Annotated in this window: 16 protein-coding genes; 9 read left to right on the top strand and 7 right to left on the bottom strand. The window is 71.8% G+C overall.

All coding sequences use genetic code 11. The features are described 5' to 3' along the window. Positions 1-39 precede the first annotated feature (39 nt). On the top strand, positions 40-510 hold the full coding sequence (locus tag OU416_RS17170; protein WP_270927988.1) for a GatB/YqeY domain-containing protein: 471 nt from the start codon (positions 40-42) through the stop codon (positions 508-510). 59 nt (positions 511-569) lie between these two features. Here OU416_RS17170 and OU416_RS17165 read toward each other — a convergent pair whose 3' ends face one another. Beyond that, positions 570-1,355 carry a siderophore-interacting protein gene (locus OU416_RS17165; protein ID WP_270927987.1) on the bottom strand — a complete coding sequence of 262 codons (786 nt, stop codon included), beginning with the start codon at positions 1,353-1,355 and terminating at the stop codon, positions 570-572. Between the two features lie 182 nt (positions 1,356-1,537). Continuing rightward, on the bottom strand, positions 1,538-3,943 hold the full coding sequence (locus OU416_RS17160; protein WP_270927986.1) for a transglycosylase domain-containing protein: 2,406 nt from the start codon (positions 3,941-3,943) through the stop codon (positions 1,538-1,540). Between the two features lie 244 nt (positions 3,944-4,187). Between OU416_RS17160 and OU416_RS17155 the strand changes: the two genes are divergently transcribed. Then, entirely contained in the window at positions 4,188-4,487 is a 300-nt protein-coding gene (locus OU416_RS17155; protein WP_093157998.1) for a WhiB family transcriptional regulator, read from the top strand. Positions 4,488-4,544: 57 nt separating this feature from the next. Here OU416_RS17155 and OU416_RS17150 read toward each other — a convergent pair whose 3' ends face one another. The 3 genes from OU416_RS17150 to OU416_RS17140 all read right to left on the bottom strand — a co-directional run bounded on the left by OU416_RS17150 (position 4,545) and on the right by OU416_RS17140 (position 7,334). Continuing rightward, entirely contained in the window at positions 4,545-5,684 is a 1,140-nt protein-coding gene (locus tag OU416_RS17150) for an ArsA family ATPase (protein ID WP_270927985.1), read from the bottom strand. Further along, a complete protein-coding gene (locus tag OU416_RS17145; RefSeq protein ID WP_270927984.1) occupies positions 5,681-6,682 on the bottom strand; it encodes an ArsA-related P-loop ATPase in 1,002 nt (333 codons plus the stop codon). The genes OU416_RS17150 and OU416_RS17145 overlap by 4 nt, the downstream gene beginning before the upstream one ends. A 64-nt stretch (positions 6,683-6,746) precedes the next feature. Then, complete coding sequence (locus OU416_RS17140; RefSeq protein ID WP_270927983.1) at positions 6,747-7,334, bottom strand: TetR/AcrR family transcriptional regulator; 588 nt, start codon at positions 7,332-7,334, stop codon at positions 6,747-6,749. Positions 7,335-7,422: 88 nt separating this feature from the next. Between OU416_RS17140 and OU416_RS17135 the strand changes: the two genes are divergently transcribed. The 5 genes from OU416_RS17135 (at position 7,423) to OU416_RS17115 (ending at position 10,572) form a co-directional block, all read left to right on the top strand. Continuing rightward, positions 7,423-7,749, top strand: coding sequence for a rhodanese-like domain-containing protein (locus tag OU416_RS17135; RefSeq protein ID WP_270927982.1), 327 nt, complete (start codon positions 7,423-7,425; stop codon positions 7,747-7,749). 99 nt (positions 7,750-7,848) lie between these two features. After that, positions 7,849-8,007, top strand: coding sequence for a DUF4177 domain-containing protein (locus tag OU416_RS17130; protein ID WP_093157991.1), 159 nt, complete (start codon positions 7,849-7,851; stop codon positions 8,005-8,007). Position 8,008: 1 nt separating this feature from the next. Next, positions 8,009-8,467 (top strand): RidA family protein, encoded by a 459-nt coding sequence (locus OU416_RS17125; protein WP_270927981.1) that lies wholly within the window; start codon positions 8,009-8,011, stop codon positions 8,465-8,467. Positions 8,468-8,828: 361 nt separating this feature from the next. Continuing rightward, positions 8,829-9,407: a hypothetical protein gene (locus OU416_RS17120; RefSeq protein ID WP_270927980.1), complete on the top strand. Its 579-nt coding sequence runs from the start codon at positions 8,829-8,831 to the stop codon at positions 9,405-9,407. Positions 9,408-9,435: 28 nt separating this feature from the next. Continuing rightward, entirely contained in the window at positions 9,436-10,572 is a 1,137-nt protein-coding gene (locus tag OU416_RS17115; protein WP_270927979.1) for a hypothetical protein, read from the top strand. Between the two features lie 88 nt (positions 10,573-10,660). On the opposite strand, the gene OU416_RS17110 is transcribed toward OU416_RS17115, so the two are convergent. Then, positions 10,661-11,548, bottom strand: coding sequence for a Gfo/Idh/MocA family protein (locus OU416_RS17110; RefSeq protein ID WP_270927978.1), 888 nt, complete (start codon positions 11,546-11,548; stop codon positions 10,661-10,663). Between the two features lie 263 nt (positions 11,549-11,811). Here OU416_RS17110 and OU416_RS17105 point away from each other — a divergent pair, with 263 nt between their 5' ends. Next, on the top strand, positions 11,812-12,642 hold the full coding sequence (locus OU416_RS17105) for an NUDIX hydrolase (RefSeq protein WP_372907184.1): 831 nt from the start codon (positions 11,812-11,814) through the stop codon (positions 12,640-12,642). Further along, the gene (locus OU416_RS17100; RefSeq protein WP_270927977.1) at positions 12,639-13,427 is read left to right on the top strand and encodes an MBL fold metallo-hydrolase; all 789 of its coding nucleotides are present in this window, start codon (positions 12,639-12,641) and stop codon (positions 13,425-13,427) included. Before OU416_RS17105 ends, OU416_RS17100 begins: the two co-directional genes overlap by 4 nt. A 109-nt stretch (positions 13,428-13,536) precedes the next feature. Here OU416_RS17100 and OU416_RS17095 read toward each other — a convergent pair whose 3' ends face one another. Then, positions 13,537-14,769, bottom strand: a complete 1,233-nt coding sequence (locus OU416_RS17095) for an MFS transporter (RefSeq protein ID WP_270927976.1) — start codon at positions 14,767-14,769, stop codon at positions 13,537-13,539. Between the last annotated feature and the right edge of the window lie 4 nt (positions 14,770-14,773).

The raw sequence follows: 14,773 nt of genomic DNA, 5'->3' as shown, positions 1-14,773 counted from the left end.
GCGGCGGACCGCGTGTGCGCTCAGCGCGATAATCAACACATGGCCGAGCTCAAGGACAAGCTGCGGGCGGACCTCTCCGCCGCGATGAAGGAACGCGACACCGTCGTCACCGGCGTGCTGCGGATGACGCTGGCCGCGGTCGGCAAGGAGGAGGTGGCCGGCAAGCAGGCGCGCGAGCTCTCCGACGAGGAGGTGCTGCGCGTGGTGAGCAAGGAGGCCAAGAAGCGCGACGAGGCAGCCGAGGCGTTCCGCGGTGCCGGGCGCGCGGAGCAGGCCGGTGCGGAGGAGCGCGAGGCGGAGATCCTGCGCCGCTACCTGCCGAAGCCGCTGGGCGACGACGAGCTGGCGCAGCTGGTCGCCGAGGCCATCGGCGAGGTCGAGGCGGAGCTCGGCGAGCGCCCGGGCATGAAGCAGATGGGCCAGGTCATGAAGGCGGCCAACGCCAAGGCCGCGGGCCGCGCCGAAGGCGGCAAGGTCGCAGCCCTGGTCAAGGCCCAGCTCGCCGGCTGACCTCCGGCTGCGCGATTTCAATGGAGATCAGACGTCCGATTTCCATTGAAATCGCGGGATCAGTCGGCTGCGGCGTTGCGGCGCCAGTAGGCGAGGGCGTAGAGGCGGCGGCGTTCCAGACCGAGTTCTCGCTGGCAGTGCTCGCGGAGTTCGTGCACGACCTCGGCTTCCGCGCCGATCCACACGTGCGGGTTCGGGCCGAGGTCCGCGGCGCGCACCGCGTCGACGAGCAGCGTGCTGTCCTCCGCCGGGGTGCCGTTGCGGTGCAGCCAGTGCCACTCGACCCGGGCCGCCGAGTCGATCCGCTGCTCCTCGGCGCTGTCGGCGACCTCGGCGAAGACCTGGACCTCCGCCTCGGCGGGCAGCTCCTCCAGGATCGCCGACATCGCTGGCAGCGCCGTTTCGTCCCCGACCAGCACCAGCGGGGCCGCGTCGGCCTGCGGTTGGTACGCGGGGCTCGGGCCGACCGTCACGATCTGGTCGCCCGGCGCCGCCTGCGCCGCCCAGCTGCTGCCCGGGCCGTCGTGGTCGTGCACCACGAAGTCGATCGCCAGCTCCTTCCGCTGCAGGTCGAACCGGCGGACGGTGTAGGTGCGCTGCCGGGGCTGCTGCTCGCGGGGCAGCGCGAAGACCTCGGCGCGGGTGCGGCCCAGCGGCATCGGCTGGCCGGGCTGCGGCAGGCACAGCTTGATCCGCTGGTCGCTGCCGTTGCTGACGAAGTCGGCGAGCTCCTCGCCGCCGAGCACGACCCGCACCATCCGCGGGGTGATCCGCTCCGCGGCCCGCACCTCCAACAGCCGGTACCGGGATCGCGCGCGCCTGGTGCTCACCTGCGTGTTCGTCACGTCACCGAGTCTAGGAACCCGCACCGCACCGCCGTCCCCGGCTCCGCCCTGGCGCTCCGTTTCCGCTGGTCAACTGCCGTGAGTACTTCAGGGGGCTATAGCACCACAAAGCGCTCACGGGCGTTGACCAGCCAAAACAGCAGTGCGGGCGCCTCCGGATCGGAAGCGCCCGCACCGGTCGGTCACGGTGGGAAGATGTCCGGCGGGATGCCGGGCGGAGCCGGGTGCTCCGGCGGCCGTTCGGGTGGTCGCTCCGGCGGCCGCGACGGCTCGGGCGGTGGCCGCTCCGGCGAGGGCGGCGGGACGTAGCCGGTGCTCACCGAGATCGTCACGGTCTCGCCCGGCAGCGCGAAGCCGCGCGGCGTCTGGCTGACCACCGTGCCCCGCTTGCGCGGGCTGTTCACCGAGCGCTCCTGGGCCTTGTAGCCCGCCTTCTCCAGCTCCTCGCCGGCCCGCTGCGAGGTAAGGCCGACCACGTTGGGCACCTGGAACTCGTCGCCGCCGGTCTCGTACCGCTTGGTCGTCGGCGGCAGCTGCCCGACCGGTGCGCCCTCGTGGATGACGGTCATCGCGTCGAAGAAGGTCCGCGCAGGCACCTTGCCGCCGTAGATGTTGCCGCCGTTGACCCCGCAGAGCCGCGGCGGATCGCTGTCGCAGATGCCCTGCGGCGAGGTGCCGTCGCTGAAGGTCAGCACCGCGCCGGCGAACTGCGGCGTGGCGCCGAGGAAGCCTGCCGACTGGTGCGCCTCGGTGGTCCCGGTCTTGGCCGCCAGCGGACGGGTCCAGCCCGCCGCCCGCGCCGCCGCGGCCGCGGTGCCGCCCTGCTGGTCGTCCTTGCTCATGCCGACCGCCATCGCGTTCGCGAGACCTTCGTCGACGGCCTGCTCGCACGGGTCCTCGGTGATCGACACCGGGTTGCCGTTGCGGTCCAGGATCTGCTCGATCGGCGTCGGCGGGCACCACGTGCCGCCGCTCATGATCGTGGCGGCGACGTTGCTGAGCTCCAGCGGGCTGGTCGGCGCGTACCCGAGGGTGAACGCGCCGATGTTGTGCTCCTTGACGTGCTCGGCCTGCGAGACCTTCGAGCCGCTGGCGGCCACCGGATCACCGGCCGCGGTGTAGTTCTGCAGCGTCTGCCGCATCCCGAGCCGCACGGCCATGTCCACCGTCTGCTCCAGCCCGGCGCGCTCCTGCAGCGCGACGAACGCGGTGTTCGGCGAGGTGGCCAAGGCCATCTGCAGGGTCCGGGGGCCCGGCCGCACGCCGTCGGCGTTGCCCACCGTGTAGGGCGCGGTGCCGTTCTTGTAGACCGACGAGGTGTAGGAGCCGGGGGACTGGATGGTGTTGTAGATGCCCATCCCCTTCTCCAGCGCGGCGGCCGCGGTGAACACCTTGTAGATCGACCCGGCGCCGAACTTGATCACGCCGCTGGGCAGCGCGTAGGCGGTCTGCCCCTGCGAGGCGTCGAGGCCGAAGTCCCGGTTGGCCACCAGCGCCCGCACCCGGTGCTTCTCCTTGCCGGGTTCCACCACGCTCATGACGTTGGCGATTCCCTTGGTCGTCTTCGGCACGCCCTTCTCGGCAGCGGCCTTGGCGGCGTCGGTGGCCCGCTTGTCCAGCGTGGTGCGGATCGTGTAGCCGCCGGTCTTGAGCTGCTCCTCGGTGAACCCGGCGCGTTCCAGGTAGTCGATGACGTACTTGCAGAAGAAGCCGTCGGACGGCCCGGCGCCGATGCAGCCGTTGGGGATGCCCTGCAGCGGCCGGGCCAGGTCGAGCGGCGAGTTGCGCGCTTCCTCGGCGGCCTCCGGGGTGATCCGCTGCTGGTCCTCCATCGCCTTGATCACCAGGTTGCGGCGGCCCAGCGCCTCGGCGGGGTTGTTCTCCGGGTTCAGCGCGCTGGGGCTGTTGACCATGCCCGCCAGCAGCGCCGCCTGCGCGATGGTCAGCCGGTCCGGCGTGGTGTTGAAGTAGGTGCGGGAGGCGGCCGCGATGCCGTAGGCCTGGTTCCCGTAGGGCACCACGTTGAGGTAGCGGGTGAGGATCTCCTCCTTGGACAGCTGCTTCTCCAGCTGCAGGGCGATCCGGATCTCGCGCAGCTTGCGGGCCGGGGTCTGCTCGATGGCCTTGTGCTGCTTGACCGGGTCACCGCCGGCGACCACGTGCACCAGGTAGTTCTTCACGTACTGCTGGGTGAGGGTGGAACCGCCCTGGGCGATCTCGCCGGACACCTGGTTGGTCACCGCGGCGCGCACCGTGCCCGCCCAGTCGACGCCCTGGTGGTCGAAGAACCGCCGGTCCTCGATGGCCACGATGGCGGCCTTCATGGTGTCGGCGATCTGGTCCGGAGCGGCCGGCGTCCGGTTCTGGTCGAACAGGTACGCGATCGGCCTGCCGTCCCGATCTGTGACGGTCGTCACAAGCGGGGGTTCCTTGGTCATCAGGTCCGCCGAGATGCTGTTCACCGCATCGCTGGCGCGGTTGGAGACCACGCCGAGTGATCCCGTTGCCGGGAACAACAATCCGGCGACCAGTACGCCAGCCAGCACACACAGACCGAAAAGCTTCAACAGGCCGTCCCGGACACGCACTTCGCCAGCCTAAATCGGAACCGGTTCGTGACGGAGTGTCACGGGCAAAATCCGCCCGATGTGATGAGTTCGAAAGATAACGGAGCGACAACCCTTGGTTGGTTGTGGAACCGAGGGGCTCTACAGTCCGTCTACGTCCAGCGACAGCACTGCTGCGGGGAAGCGTACGCCGCAGCATCCGGTGCCGGGGGGCTCCGGACGAAATACGGTCGCCGACGATCCAGTGAGGAGCTGGGGGAACTCTATGTTCGAGCAGGGGGACTGGCGGGTCAACGCCGCTTGCCGTGACCAGAATCCGGACCAATTGTTCGTCCGCGGAGCCGAGCAGCGCAAGGCGCGAATGGTCTGCTTCGGCTGCCCGGTCCGTACCGAGTGCCTCAGCGAGGCGCTCGACAACAAGATCGAATTCGGCGTGTGGGGTGGAATGACGGAGCGGGAGCGGCGTGCGCTGCTGCGCCGTCGGCCCGACGTCCGCAACTGGCGGGAATTGCTTGAGGCGGCTCGCCAGGAATACGTCGATTTCGACGAGTACCAGGTGAGCTAGTCCATTCGGGTCGGGGCCGGGCAATTCGCGCCGCGGATTGTCCGGCCCCGTAACCCGCTATTCACCGGCCAGTCGCCTGCCGATCTCGCGCAATCCCGCCAAATCGTGCACATCGGACGGAAGTGCGGGAACTCCGACCAATGCGACTTCCGGATGAGCTCGGGTGAACCGGGCCAGCATCCGCTTTTCCCGCTCGGCGATCGCCACCCGGTCGGCGTGCACCCGGAGCGCGGCGGAGGCCATCGGCGCCGAACCGCCCGCCTCGATCTCCTCGGCGACCGCGGTCGCGCGAGCTCCGGCCAGCCCGGCGAAGACCGGGTGCGTCCGGTTGGCCACCAGGCCGGCCAGCGGCATCTGCTCGCCGGCCAGCCGCTCCACGAAGTAGGCGGCCTCCCGCAGCGCGTCCGGTTCGGGCGCGGCCACCACCAGGAACGCCGTGCCCGGCGAGCGCAGCAGCCGGTAGGTCTGCTCGGCGCGCTCCCGGAACCCGCCGAAGGTGGAGTCGAAGGCCTGCACGAACCGGGCCGCGTCGGCCAGCAGCTGCCCGCCGATGATCGTCGAGACGGCCTTGGCGAAGATCCCGAACCCGGCCCCGACGATCTTGCGCAGACCCTTGCCGCCGACCCGCGCCGGGCTGGACAGCATCTTGATCAGCCGCCCGTCCAGCACGGTGGACAGCCGCTGCGGGGCGTCCAGGAAGTCCAGCGCGGACCGGCTCGGCGGGGTGTCCACCACGATCAGGTCCCACTGCCCGGAGGCCGACAGCTGCCCCAGCTTCTCCATCGCCATGTACTCCTGCGTGCCGGAGAAGGACGTGGAGATGGTCTGGTAGAAGGGGTTGTTCAGGATCTGCTCGGCGCGTTCCCGCCCGGCGTGCGCGAGCACCATGTCGTCGAAGGTGCGGCGCATGTCCAGCATCATCGCGTTGAGGTCGCCCGCCGGTTCGAAGCCCTCCACCACCACCTGCTTCGGCTGGTTGCCGAGCTCCCGCAACCCGAGCGCCTGGGCGAGCCGCCGCGCCGGGTCGATGGTGAGCACCGCGGTCTTGCGGCCGCGCTCGGCCGCGCGCACGGCGAGCGCCGCGGCGGTGGTCGTCTTGCCCACGCCACCGGATCCGCAGCAGACGATGACGTGGGTGTTCGGATCGTCCAGCAGGGCGTCGACGTCGACCTGCGCGGGCCGCAGCGGTTGGCTCATCGGGGGCTCCGGATGCCGTGTTCGGTGAGTATCTCGGCCAGCTCGTAGAGCTCGGCGACGTCGATCCCGGCGGTCAGGTCGGGCAGCGAGACGGTGGGCAGGTCGGTCTCGCCGAGCTGCTCGCGCGCGTTGTCCTCGGCGCGCACCCGGATCGCGTGCTCGATCGTCTCGTGCACCAGCCCGTCGAGCTCGTCGTCGTCCACGCGCAGGCCTGCGGCGTCCAGCCCGGCGCGCACCTGCTCGGCGTCGACCCGGCCTTCGGCGGCAGCGGCGGTGGCGCGGGCGGGCAGCCGGTTGGGGCGGACCCGGTTGCACAGCACGCCGCCGGGGCGCAGATCGGCGGCGTCGAGCTCGGCCACGGCGTCCAGGGTTTCCCGCACCGGCAGCTCCTCCAGCAGCGTCACCAGGTGCACGGCCGTGCTGCTGGAGTGCAGCAGCCGCACCACGCCGTCGCTGTGGTCGCGGATCGGGCCGACCTTGGCCAGATCGGCCATCGCCCGGGTGACGTCCAGGAACTTGACCACCCGCCCGGTCGGCGGCGCGTCGACCACCACCGCGTCGTAGACGTAGCGGCCGTGCTCGTCGGTGCGGCCGACGCACTCCTTGATCTTCCCGGTGAACAGCACGTCGCGCAGGCCCGGCGCGAGGGTGGTGGCGAACTCGATGGCACCCATCTTGCGCAGCGTGCGCCCGGCGAAGCCGAGGTTGTAGAACATCGACAGGTACTCCAGCAGCGCGGCCTCGGCGTCGATGGCCAGCGCGCGGAGCTCGCCGCCGCCGGGTGCCGCGGCGATCCACTCCTCGGAGTAGGGCAGCGGTGCGGTGTCGAAGAGCTGCGCGATGCCCTGGCGGCCCTCGACCTCGATCAGCAGCACCTTGTGACCGCCGGTCGCGAGGGCGAGCGCGAGCGCGGCGGCGACGGTGGTCTTCCCGGTACCGCCTTTGCCGCTGACCACGTGCAATCGGGCGTGATTCAGTTCCCCGTTCCAGTCGGTCACGCGATCAGCGTAGGTCCCGGACTCGCGAAATGTCTCCGGGTCGTGCCGTGCGGTGGCGCTGAGCTCACGGCAGGACGCGCTCGGCCAGCTCGCAGACGCCTGCGCGCAGTCGTGCCCAGCTGTAGCCCGCCTCGCGCAGCGCCGTGTTGAGGTCCGCGTCGACCGAGGCCAGCAGCGCGTGCGCGAGGTGGTCGGGATCGGCCGCCCCGGCGCAGTGGATCGCCAGGTGCCGGTGCCAGAAGCGGTAGGCGCCGATGCGGTACCGGGCACCCGGCGCGGCGGTCTCCGAGAGGCGGATCAGCTCCAGGTGTTCGGCCAGGTAGTCGACGTAGGCGCGGAGGAAGGCCAGCACGCGCTCCTTGTCCGGTGCCTCCGGGCCGAGCGGTGGTGGCCCGGACAGCACGGCTTCCTGGAGTTCGCGCTCCCGCTCGTCGAGCAGCGCCGCGACCAGCCCGGACTTGTCGCCGAAGCGGCGGAACACGGTTCCCTTGCCGACTCCGGCGGCCTGGGCGACGGCATCCATGGTCACGCCGTCCACGCCGTGTTCGGCGAACAGCCCGGCGGCGGCGGTCAGGACGCGCTGCCGGTTGCGCGCGGCATCGGCTCGTTCCTGCGGCGGTCGGTTCGCGATGCGGTGCAGCTCCTCGGCCATGGCGTCGATCCTACTCGACAACCGGACCACGGTCCGGTAGCGTTCCCGACGTAAACGGACCACGGTCCGTATGGCGCGAGGAGGAAAGATGACGGAGCTGATCAGCCGGGACGAGCTCAAGGCGCGGATCGATGCCGGGACGGTGACGGTCGTGGACGCGCTCGGCGGGTCGTACTACGCCCAGCAGCACCTGCCGGGGGCCGTCGAGCTGACCGCGGGCCAAGTCGCGGCGAAGGCGGCCGACGTGCTGCCCGACAAGGGCGCGACGATCGCCGTCTACTGCTCGAACCCGGCCTGCGGGAACAGCCAGGAGGTCGCGGTGAAGCTGGAGCGGCTCGGCTACACCGACGTCCGCAAGTACCGGGAGGGCATCCAGGACTGGGTCGAGGCGGGACTGCCCGTCCAGGCCGCCTAGCACGAGTCGTGAGCGTTTCGGGGTGCTGCAGAACCCCGAAGTGCTCACGAGTCCCCTCCGCGACCGCAGCTGCCTCGACGTGTCTCATAAGCTGCCCGCATGCAGAAGTGGGAGTACGCGACCGTGCCGTTGTTGATCCACGCGACCAAGCAGATCCTCGACCAGTGGGGTGAGGACGGCTGGGAGCTGGTCTCCGTGCTGCCCGGCCCGACCGGCGAGCAGATGGTGGCCTACCTCAAGCGGCCGAAGGAGGCCTGACATGGGGCGCTGGACGGATCGCCTGGCCGAGCTGGGCATCCCGCTGCCGGAGGTGGTGGCCCCGGTGGCCGACTACGTGCCCGCGGTGCGCAGCGGCTCGCTGGTCTTCACCGCCGGCCAGGTCCCGATCGTGGCGGGCGCGGTCGCGGCGACCGGCAAGGTCGGCGCGGAGATCAGCGGTGACGAGGCCAAGCAGTACGCCCGGATCTGCGCGCTCAACGCGCTCGCGGCGGTGGACGGCCTGGTCGGGCTGGACTCGGTGGTCCGGATCGTCAAGGTCGTCGGGTTCGTCGCCTCGGCCGAGGGCTTCACCGGACAGCCCGCGGTGGTCAACGGTGCTTCCGAGGTGCTCGGCGAGATCTTCGGCGACGCGGGCAAGCACGCCCGCTCGGCGGTGGGCGTGGCCGAGCTCCCGCTGGGCGTTCCGGTCGAGGTGGAACTGGTCGTCGAGGTCGAATGACCGATTCGCTGTTCGCGGCGTCGCCCTTTCCGGGTGACGCCGCGTTTTGCTCTCGACACGTCGGGTGATCCACGACTGTTTTTCGGCGGCTGGGCCGCGAACTGGCCACCGCGACCAGTACGCTGCGATCATCTCGTGATTGAGTTCGCCAGAACCGGTTAGCCCAATCAGGGGAAGATCAATTCCAGTGAGTGGCGAAACGGTCGGTCAAGGGCTTGATTGCTCGAGCCGACGCGACCAAGGTTCACCTGGACGGGTGTAACCAGAGCCGGGGGGCGGCGGGCGACACCCGCATCGACGGAGACGAGGCTGGAGGGGGCCGACGTTGGCGGTGCGTGAGAACGAGTTGCGGTGCCACGAATTGCTGCTTCGACTCGCCGACCGGTTGCCCGATCGGCACCTGTGGCGCTTTCGCGACTGGCTCGCCGGTGACGCGGCGGACGTGATCGCGCAGCTGCTCCCGGGCACGCTCGTGCGCGAGCGGATCGGCCTCGAAGACGCCGAGCACCGGTTGCTGGCCGAAGCGCTGCTCCCGCTGGGCGCCGACCCCGCGATGGTCAACGCGGTTCTCCCCGCGGATCCCAGCGCCACCCCGCAGCACGCGTTCACCACCGAGAGCCCGGGCAACCCGGTCGCCGACTCGGCGCTGCTCGTGCTCGGCGCCACGCTGCGCGGCCGACCGGGCGTCCGGGAGGTGCGCAACAGCTGGCGGAGCACCGGCGGCGGTGCCGCGAAGCTCGTGCTGCTGGTGACCGCATCCGCCGACGTCGTCGGCCTGACCGGGGAGATCCAGCGCGTCCTGCGGGCGCTCGGCGAACCCGAACCCCGAGTCGAAGTGCTCCCACCGGAGCAGGAACCGACCGCCTACCACCGCGCGGCGCTCGCCGAATCGGCGCTGGTCTGCGCGGGAGCCGAAGAACTCGCCGGTCGTCGTGGTTGAGCGGCAGACATCCGAAGGAGGCAACGTGGTGCACGTGGCTGAGGGAGCCGGACCGGAGGACCGGCTGCACAACCTCTTGCTGGCCATGGCCGGACGGGTGGACGACGACGGGATCAACTCGGCCCGCGAACTGCTGGGCGCCGGGCTCCCGGCCGCCGCGGCGGAGTACCTCTCCGGCTGCCTGATCGCGGGCCGCATCCAGGTCACCACCGCCGAGCAGCACCACCTGCGGCGCGTGCTCGAAGAAACCCGCTCCACCCAGGCCCTCGCCGACCGGCTCACCGCGGTGGACGCGGTGCAGGTGGGCGAACACCGCTTCGGCGACCCGGGCCGGGTGGACGCGGACCTGGTCGCCGCGCTGGCCCCGATCGCCGCCCGCCTCCCCGGCCTGCGCGGCCTGTGGTGCGCGGCCCGGAGCACGCCGGCAGGCGTCAGCTACGGCGCTGTGCCGCGCCGCGTCCTGCTCGCCGAGGTCGGCGCGGACGGCTCCACCGCGGCCATCGCCTACCAGCTGCTGGAGGCCCTGCGCCGGTCCGGCCTCAACTGCTCGGTCGAGGTCTTCGACAGCGGCGCCGAGCTGCCGGAGTACCACCGCGAAGCCCTCGCCGCGGCCCACCGCGTGCACCTGGACGCGGCCCCGGCCGAGCAGCAGGCGCCGGAGCGCCCGGCCGTCGAGCAGCGCCCAGCGGTCGAACAGCGCCCGGTGGTCGAGCAGCGCCCAGCGGCTGAGCAGCGTCCGGTGGTCGAGCAGCGCGAGGTACCGGCTGCCGCGCCAGCGGCGCCCGCCGCGGAGCCGCGCAGCGAGCAGAGCGAGCGGCGGCACAGCGTCGAGCCGCAGCGCGAGGCGGAGCCGCAGCGCGAGGAAGCTCCGGCGGAGCCGGCGCTCGCGCGCAGCGCCGAGGCGGTAGCCGAGGGGCAGGGGATGCGCGTGCCCGCGGCGGTCGACGCGAAGCTGACCGACCGGGAGCGCAACCTCCTGCGCAAGCTGCACGAGGAGCTGGCCCAGCGCGAGCAGGACCGGTCCACCCCGCCGCCGCGCCGCCAGAACGCGAACGGCGAGGAGGGCTGGACGTCGACCATGCCGGGCGGCACGGGCGGCTTCCCGCCGATCGGCGCGGCCCCGGCCAACAACCAGGCCTACGCGCCCCAGCAGCAGCGCTCCTGACCCACCTCGCCGGAGTGGTGGTCAATTTCGTACGAAATTGACCACCACCCGGGGTGAACGTCAATTTCGTACGAAATTGACCGGCCGCTCAGCGGGCCTTGAGGATGGCGGTGATGACGCGCTGCAGGTGCAGGCCCCGGTGCACGCCGCAGGGGTGCTCAACGCGCTTCTCGCGGATCATCACCAGCAGGTTGTCGAGCAGCTGCGCGTAGCAGTCGAGGGCCGCCGTGCGGCGACCCGTCAGCGGGGAGCAGCCGAGCTCGCCGTACACCGCGAAGTCCACCAGCGACGGCTGCACCGGCATCCGCAGCGAGAGGGTCAGCGTGCTGGTCGTGCCGCCTTCGTGGCCGAACACCAGCTGCCAGAGCCCGTCCGCGCCGCGGTTGGCGAAGTGCACCTGCTCGATGTCGCCGAGCGCCGCGTCGAGCAGGTCGATCGCGTGCGGACCGGCGTCGATCAGCGCGCCGTCGTCCTGCTGGCGCCACTCCGATGCCGCGTAGTCGCCTGCCAGCAGGCCTCCCGCCAGCCAGCGGCCGGTCGCGCCCTGGAAGCTGCCGAGGTCCGGCAGGTCGGCCAGCCACCTCTGCACTCCCGGGTCGAACCGGCGGGTCAGCATCAGCAGCCCCGCCACGCCGGACCCGGTCACCGCGTCGACGATCGCTTCCGCTCCGGCCAGGTCGTCGGCGAGCGGCTTCTCCAGGATCAGGTGCTTGCCCGCGCGAGCCGCGAGCGGCGCCAGTTCGGCCTGCACCGCGGGCGGCACCGCGAAGGCGACCGCGTCGACGGATCCGAGCAGCTCGTCGAAGCTGCCGGCCGCTTCCGCCCCGTGCTCCTGGGCGAGGGCTTCGGCGGCTTCGGGCCGCCGCGCCCACACCGACGCCAGCCGCGTTCCCCGGTGCGCTTGCAACCCGGGTGCGTGCACCCGGTGCGCCCAAGGTCCTGCTCCGATCACGCCGACCCGCAGTGCTTCGTCCATGCCGCCAATGGTGCCGATGCCCCGGTGCGCTTGCGGCAGTCGGGGGTGCACTCTCAGGGCTCCGGCCAGTTATCAAGGGCAAAACTGGCGCACAAACCCGCTCAGGACGACCTCGTCGCACCTTGAGTCCGAGTCCCGACTCCCACCCAACCGCACCTCAGGGGACCGTGACGCGACCCAGCCACGAGAAACCCCAAAAACGCGAGATCGCCCCAGATCGCAACCACCGCTGAAGATCGCGGAGGGGCGGTACTGTGACCGGCATGGTGTTAGACCCTGGAGATCGGTCCCTGCCAACGGGATTCGTGCCTGAAGCGCCCGGCGGCCGTGCGGTCGCGCCGAAGGACGCGGCGACCGTGATGCTGGTCCGGGACGGCTCCGCGGGTCTCGAGGTCTTCCTGCAGAAGCGGGTGAAGGCGATGGCGTTCGCCGCCGGGATGACCGTCTTCCCCGGTGGCGGGGTCGATCCGCGCGACGCCGACGTCTCGGTGTCCTGGCACGGGCCCGAGCCGGACTGGTGGGCGCAGCGCTTCGGCTGCGCACCGGAAGTCGCGCGGTCGCTGGTGTGCGCGGCCGTGCGCGAGACGTTCGAGGAGTCCGGCGTGCTGCTCGCCGGCCCGGACGAGACGAGCCTGGTCGGCGACACCGGCCACCACGCCGCAGCACGAGCGGCGCTGGTCGCGCGGGATCTGTCGCTGGCGGAATTCCTGGCCCGCGAGGACCTGGTGCTGCGCGCGGACCTGCTCCGCCCCTGGTCGAACTGGGTCACGCCGGAAGGCGAACCGCGCCGCTACGACACGCGCTTCTTCCTCGCCGCGATGCCCACCGGCCAGCAGGCCGACGGGAGCACCTCCGAGGCGGTCGAGGCGTACTGGTCGACACCGCGGCAGGCGCTGGCGGACTTCGCCGACGGCCGCTGCCACCTGCTCCCGCCGACCCGCGTCACGCTGGAGGAACTCGCCGAGCACGCGGACGTGGGCTCCGCGCTGGAAGCCGAGCGGACCCTGGCGAAGATCATCCCGAAGCTGGTCCAGCGCGACGGGCGCTGGCACGTGCTGCTGCCCGGCGAGCCCGGGTTCGAGGAGGCGAAGTGACCGAGCACCCCGCCTACGCCACCCTGCGCCCGGTCACCCGGTACGCCTCGGTGCTGCTGGCGCACAACCCGTCGCCGATGACGCTGGAAGGCACCAACACCTGGGTGGTGGGCGAGCCGGACGCGGTCGGCCGGGTGGTGATCGACCCCGGCCCGGAGGACGCCGAACACCTGCGGCGGGTCGCCGACCACGGCCCGGTGTCGCTGGTGCTGCTGACCCACCACCACGGCGACCACACCGACGGCGTCGAGCGGTTCGTGGAGCTCACCGGCGCTCCGGTGCGCGCTCTGGACCCGGCGCTGTGCCGAGGGGCGGAGCCGCTCCGGGACGGCGAGGTCATCGAGTCGGGCGGGCTGGAACTGCGCGTGCTCGCCACGGCGGGCCACACGGCGGACTCGGTCTGCTTCGCGGTCGAGCACGACGAACCGGCGGTGTTCACCGGCGACAGCGTCCTCGGCCGCGGCACGACGGTGGTCGCCCACCCGGACGGCCACCTGGGCTCCTACCTCGACTCGCTGCGCCGCCTGGCCGACCTCCCGGAGGGCGTGCGGGTGCTCCCCGGCCACGGCCCCGACCTGCCCGACGTCCGGGCGATCGCGATGCACTACCTGCAGCACCGCACGCAGCGCCTGGACCAGGTACGCGCGGCCCTCGCCGATCTCGGCCCCGACGCCACCCCGCGCCAGGTGGTGGAGCTGGTCTACGCGGACGTGGACCGAGCGGTCTGGCCGGCCGCCGACCTCACGGTCCGCGCGCAGCTCACCTATCTCCAGGAGTCCGGATAGCTGACCTGGCTTCAGGAGTCCTGAGGAGGAGGGTTTCACCTGGGCCGTGAGTGCTTTGTGGGGCCATAGCACCACAAACCACTCACGGGCCTTGACCTGCGCAGAGGTGTCAGACCCCGGCCAGGGAGACGTCGTCGCGGGTCGTCGTCAGGAGGGTCCGGCGGCGCAGCCAGAGCACCGCCGCGACGGCGATGCCCACCGCGCTCGCGGCCAGGAAGGACGCGGCCGGGCCGCTGAGCTCGACCAGCTGGCCGCTGACCGACTGGCCGATGGCCGCGCCGAGCGTCACCGAGGTGACCACCCAGCCGAACGCCTCGGTCGCGGTGCCCTCCGGCGCGGCGATCTCGATCGCCATCGAGTGCGCCGTGGACTGCGGGGTGATCAGGCTGCCGACCACCAGCAGCGCGATGCACAGGCCCCACAGCGAGCTGGGCAGGGCCAGCAGCGCGAGCAGCCCGGCGAAGCCGAACAGCAGCGCGGGCAGGCGCAGGTGCATCGGGCGCGGCCAGGGGCGCAGCCCGTAGAGGACACCCACGATCACCGAGCTGATCGAGAGCACGCTCAGCAGCAGACCGCCGGCGGTCGGGTAGCCGGCTTCGACGGCCGCGGCAGGCACGCCGACCTCGATGAACCCGATCAGGGTGCCGAAGCCCAGCGCGGCCAGCGCCACCGTCCGCATGCCCGGGCTGGCGATCGCACCGAGCAGGCTGGTGCCGCCCTGCTTGGGCTCCGGACGTTGGGCGCGGGCGGCGCGCGTCGAGGCGAAGCCGACGCTGCCCAGCACCATGCACGCCGCGCCGACGACGACCCCGGTGCCGGGCCACGGCATCGCGACCATCAGCCCGGCCAGCCCCGGCCCCAGGATGAAGAACGTCTCCATGCTGATCGCTTCGTAGGAGTACGCCGCGTTGCGAGCCGGGCCGGGCGGCAGCAGCTGCGACCACAGGGCGCGGGAGGCCGGTCCCACCATCGGCTCGCTGAGCCCGACCAGGAACGCGAGCCCGGTCATCAGCGCCACCGGGGCGTGCGCCTCGATGACCAGCACCTCGACGGTCACCAGGGCCGCGAACACCGCGGACATCACGTAGAGCACCTTCGTCGGCCCGACCCGGTCCATGATCCGGCCCTGCGCGACCGATCCGCAGGCGACGCCGATCAGCGCACCGGCCGAGACCAGCCCGGCGGCGGCGAACGAGCCGGTCTCGCGCTGCACGTAGAGCATCAGGGCGAGGCCGACCATGGCGATCGGCAGCCGGCCGAGCAGCGAGGTGATGACCGGTCCGCGGGCGCCAGGTGCGGTCAGCGCGGTGCGGTAGTCGGCGAGGGACGCGGATTGGGACACGCGA

This window comes from Saccharopolyspora indica, from assembly GCF_027853965.1.
Classification (GTDB): Bacteria; Actinomycetota; Actinomycetes; order Mycobacteriales; family Pseudonocardiaceae; genus Saccharopolyspora; species Saccharopolyspora indica.
Note: the sequence above shows the minus strand (reverse complement) of the source record. Positions and strands in the feature narration are given on the sequence as shown.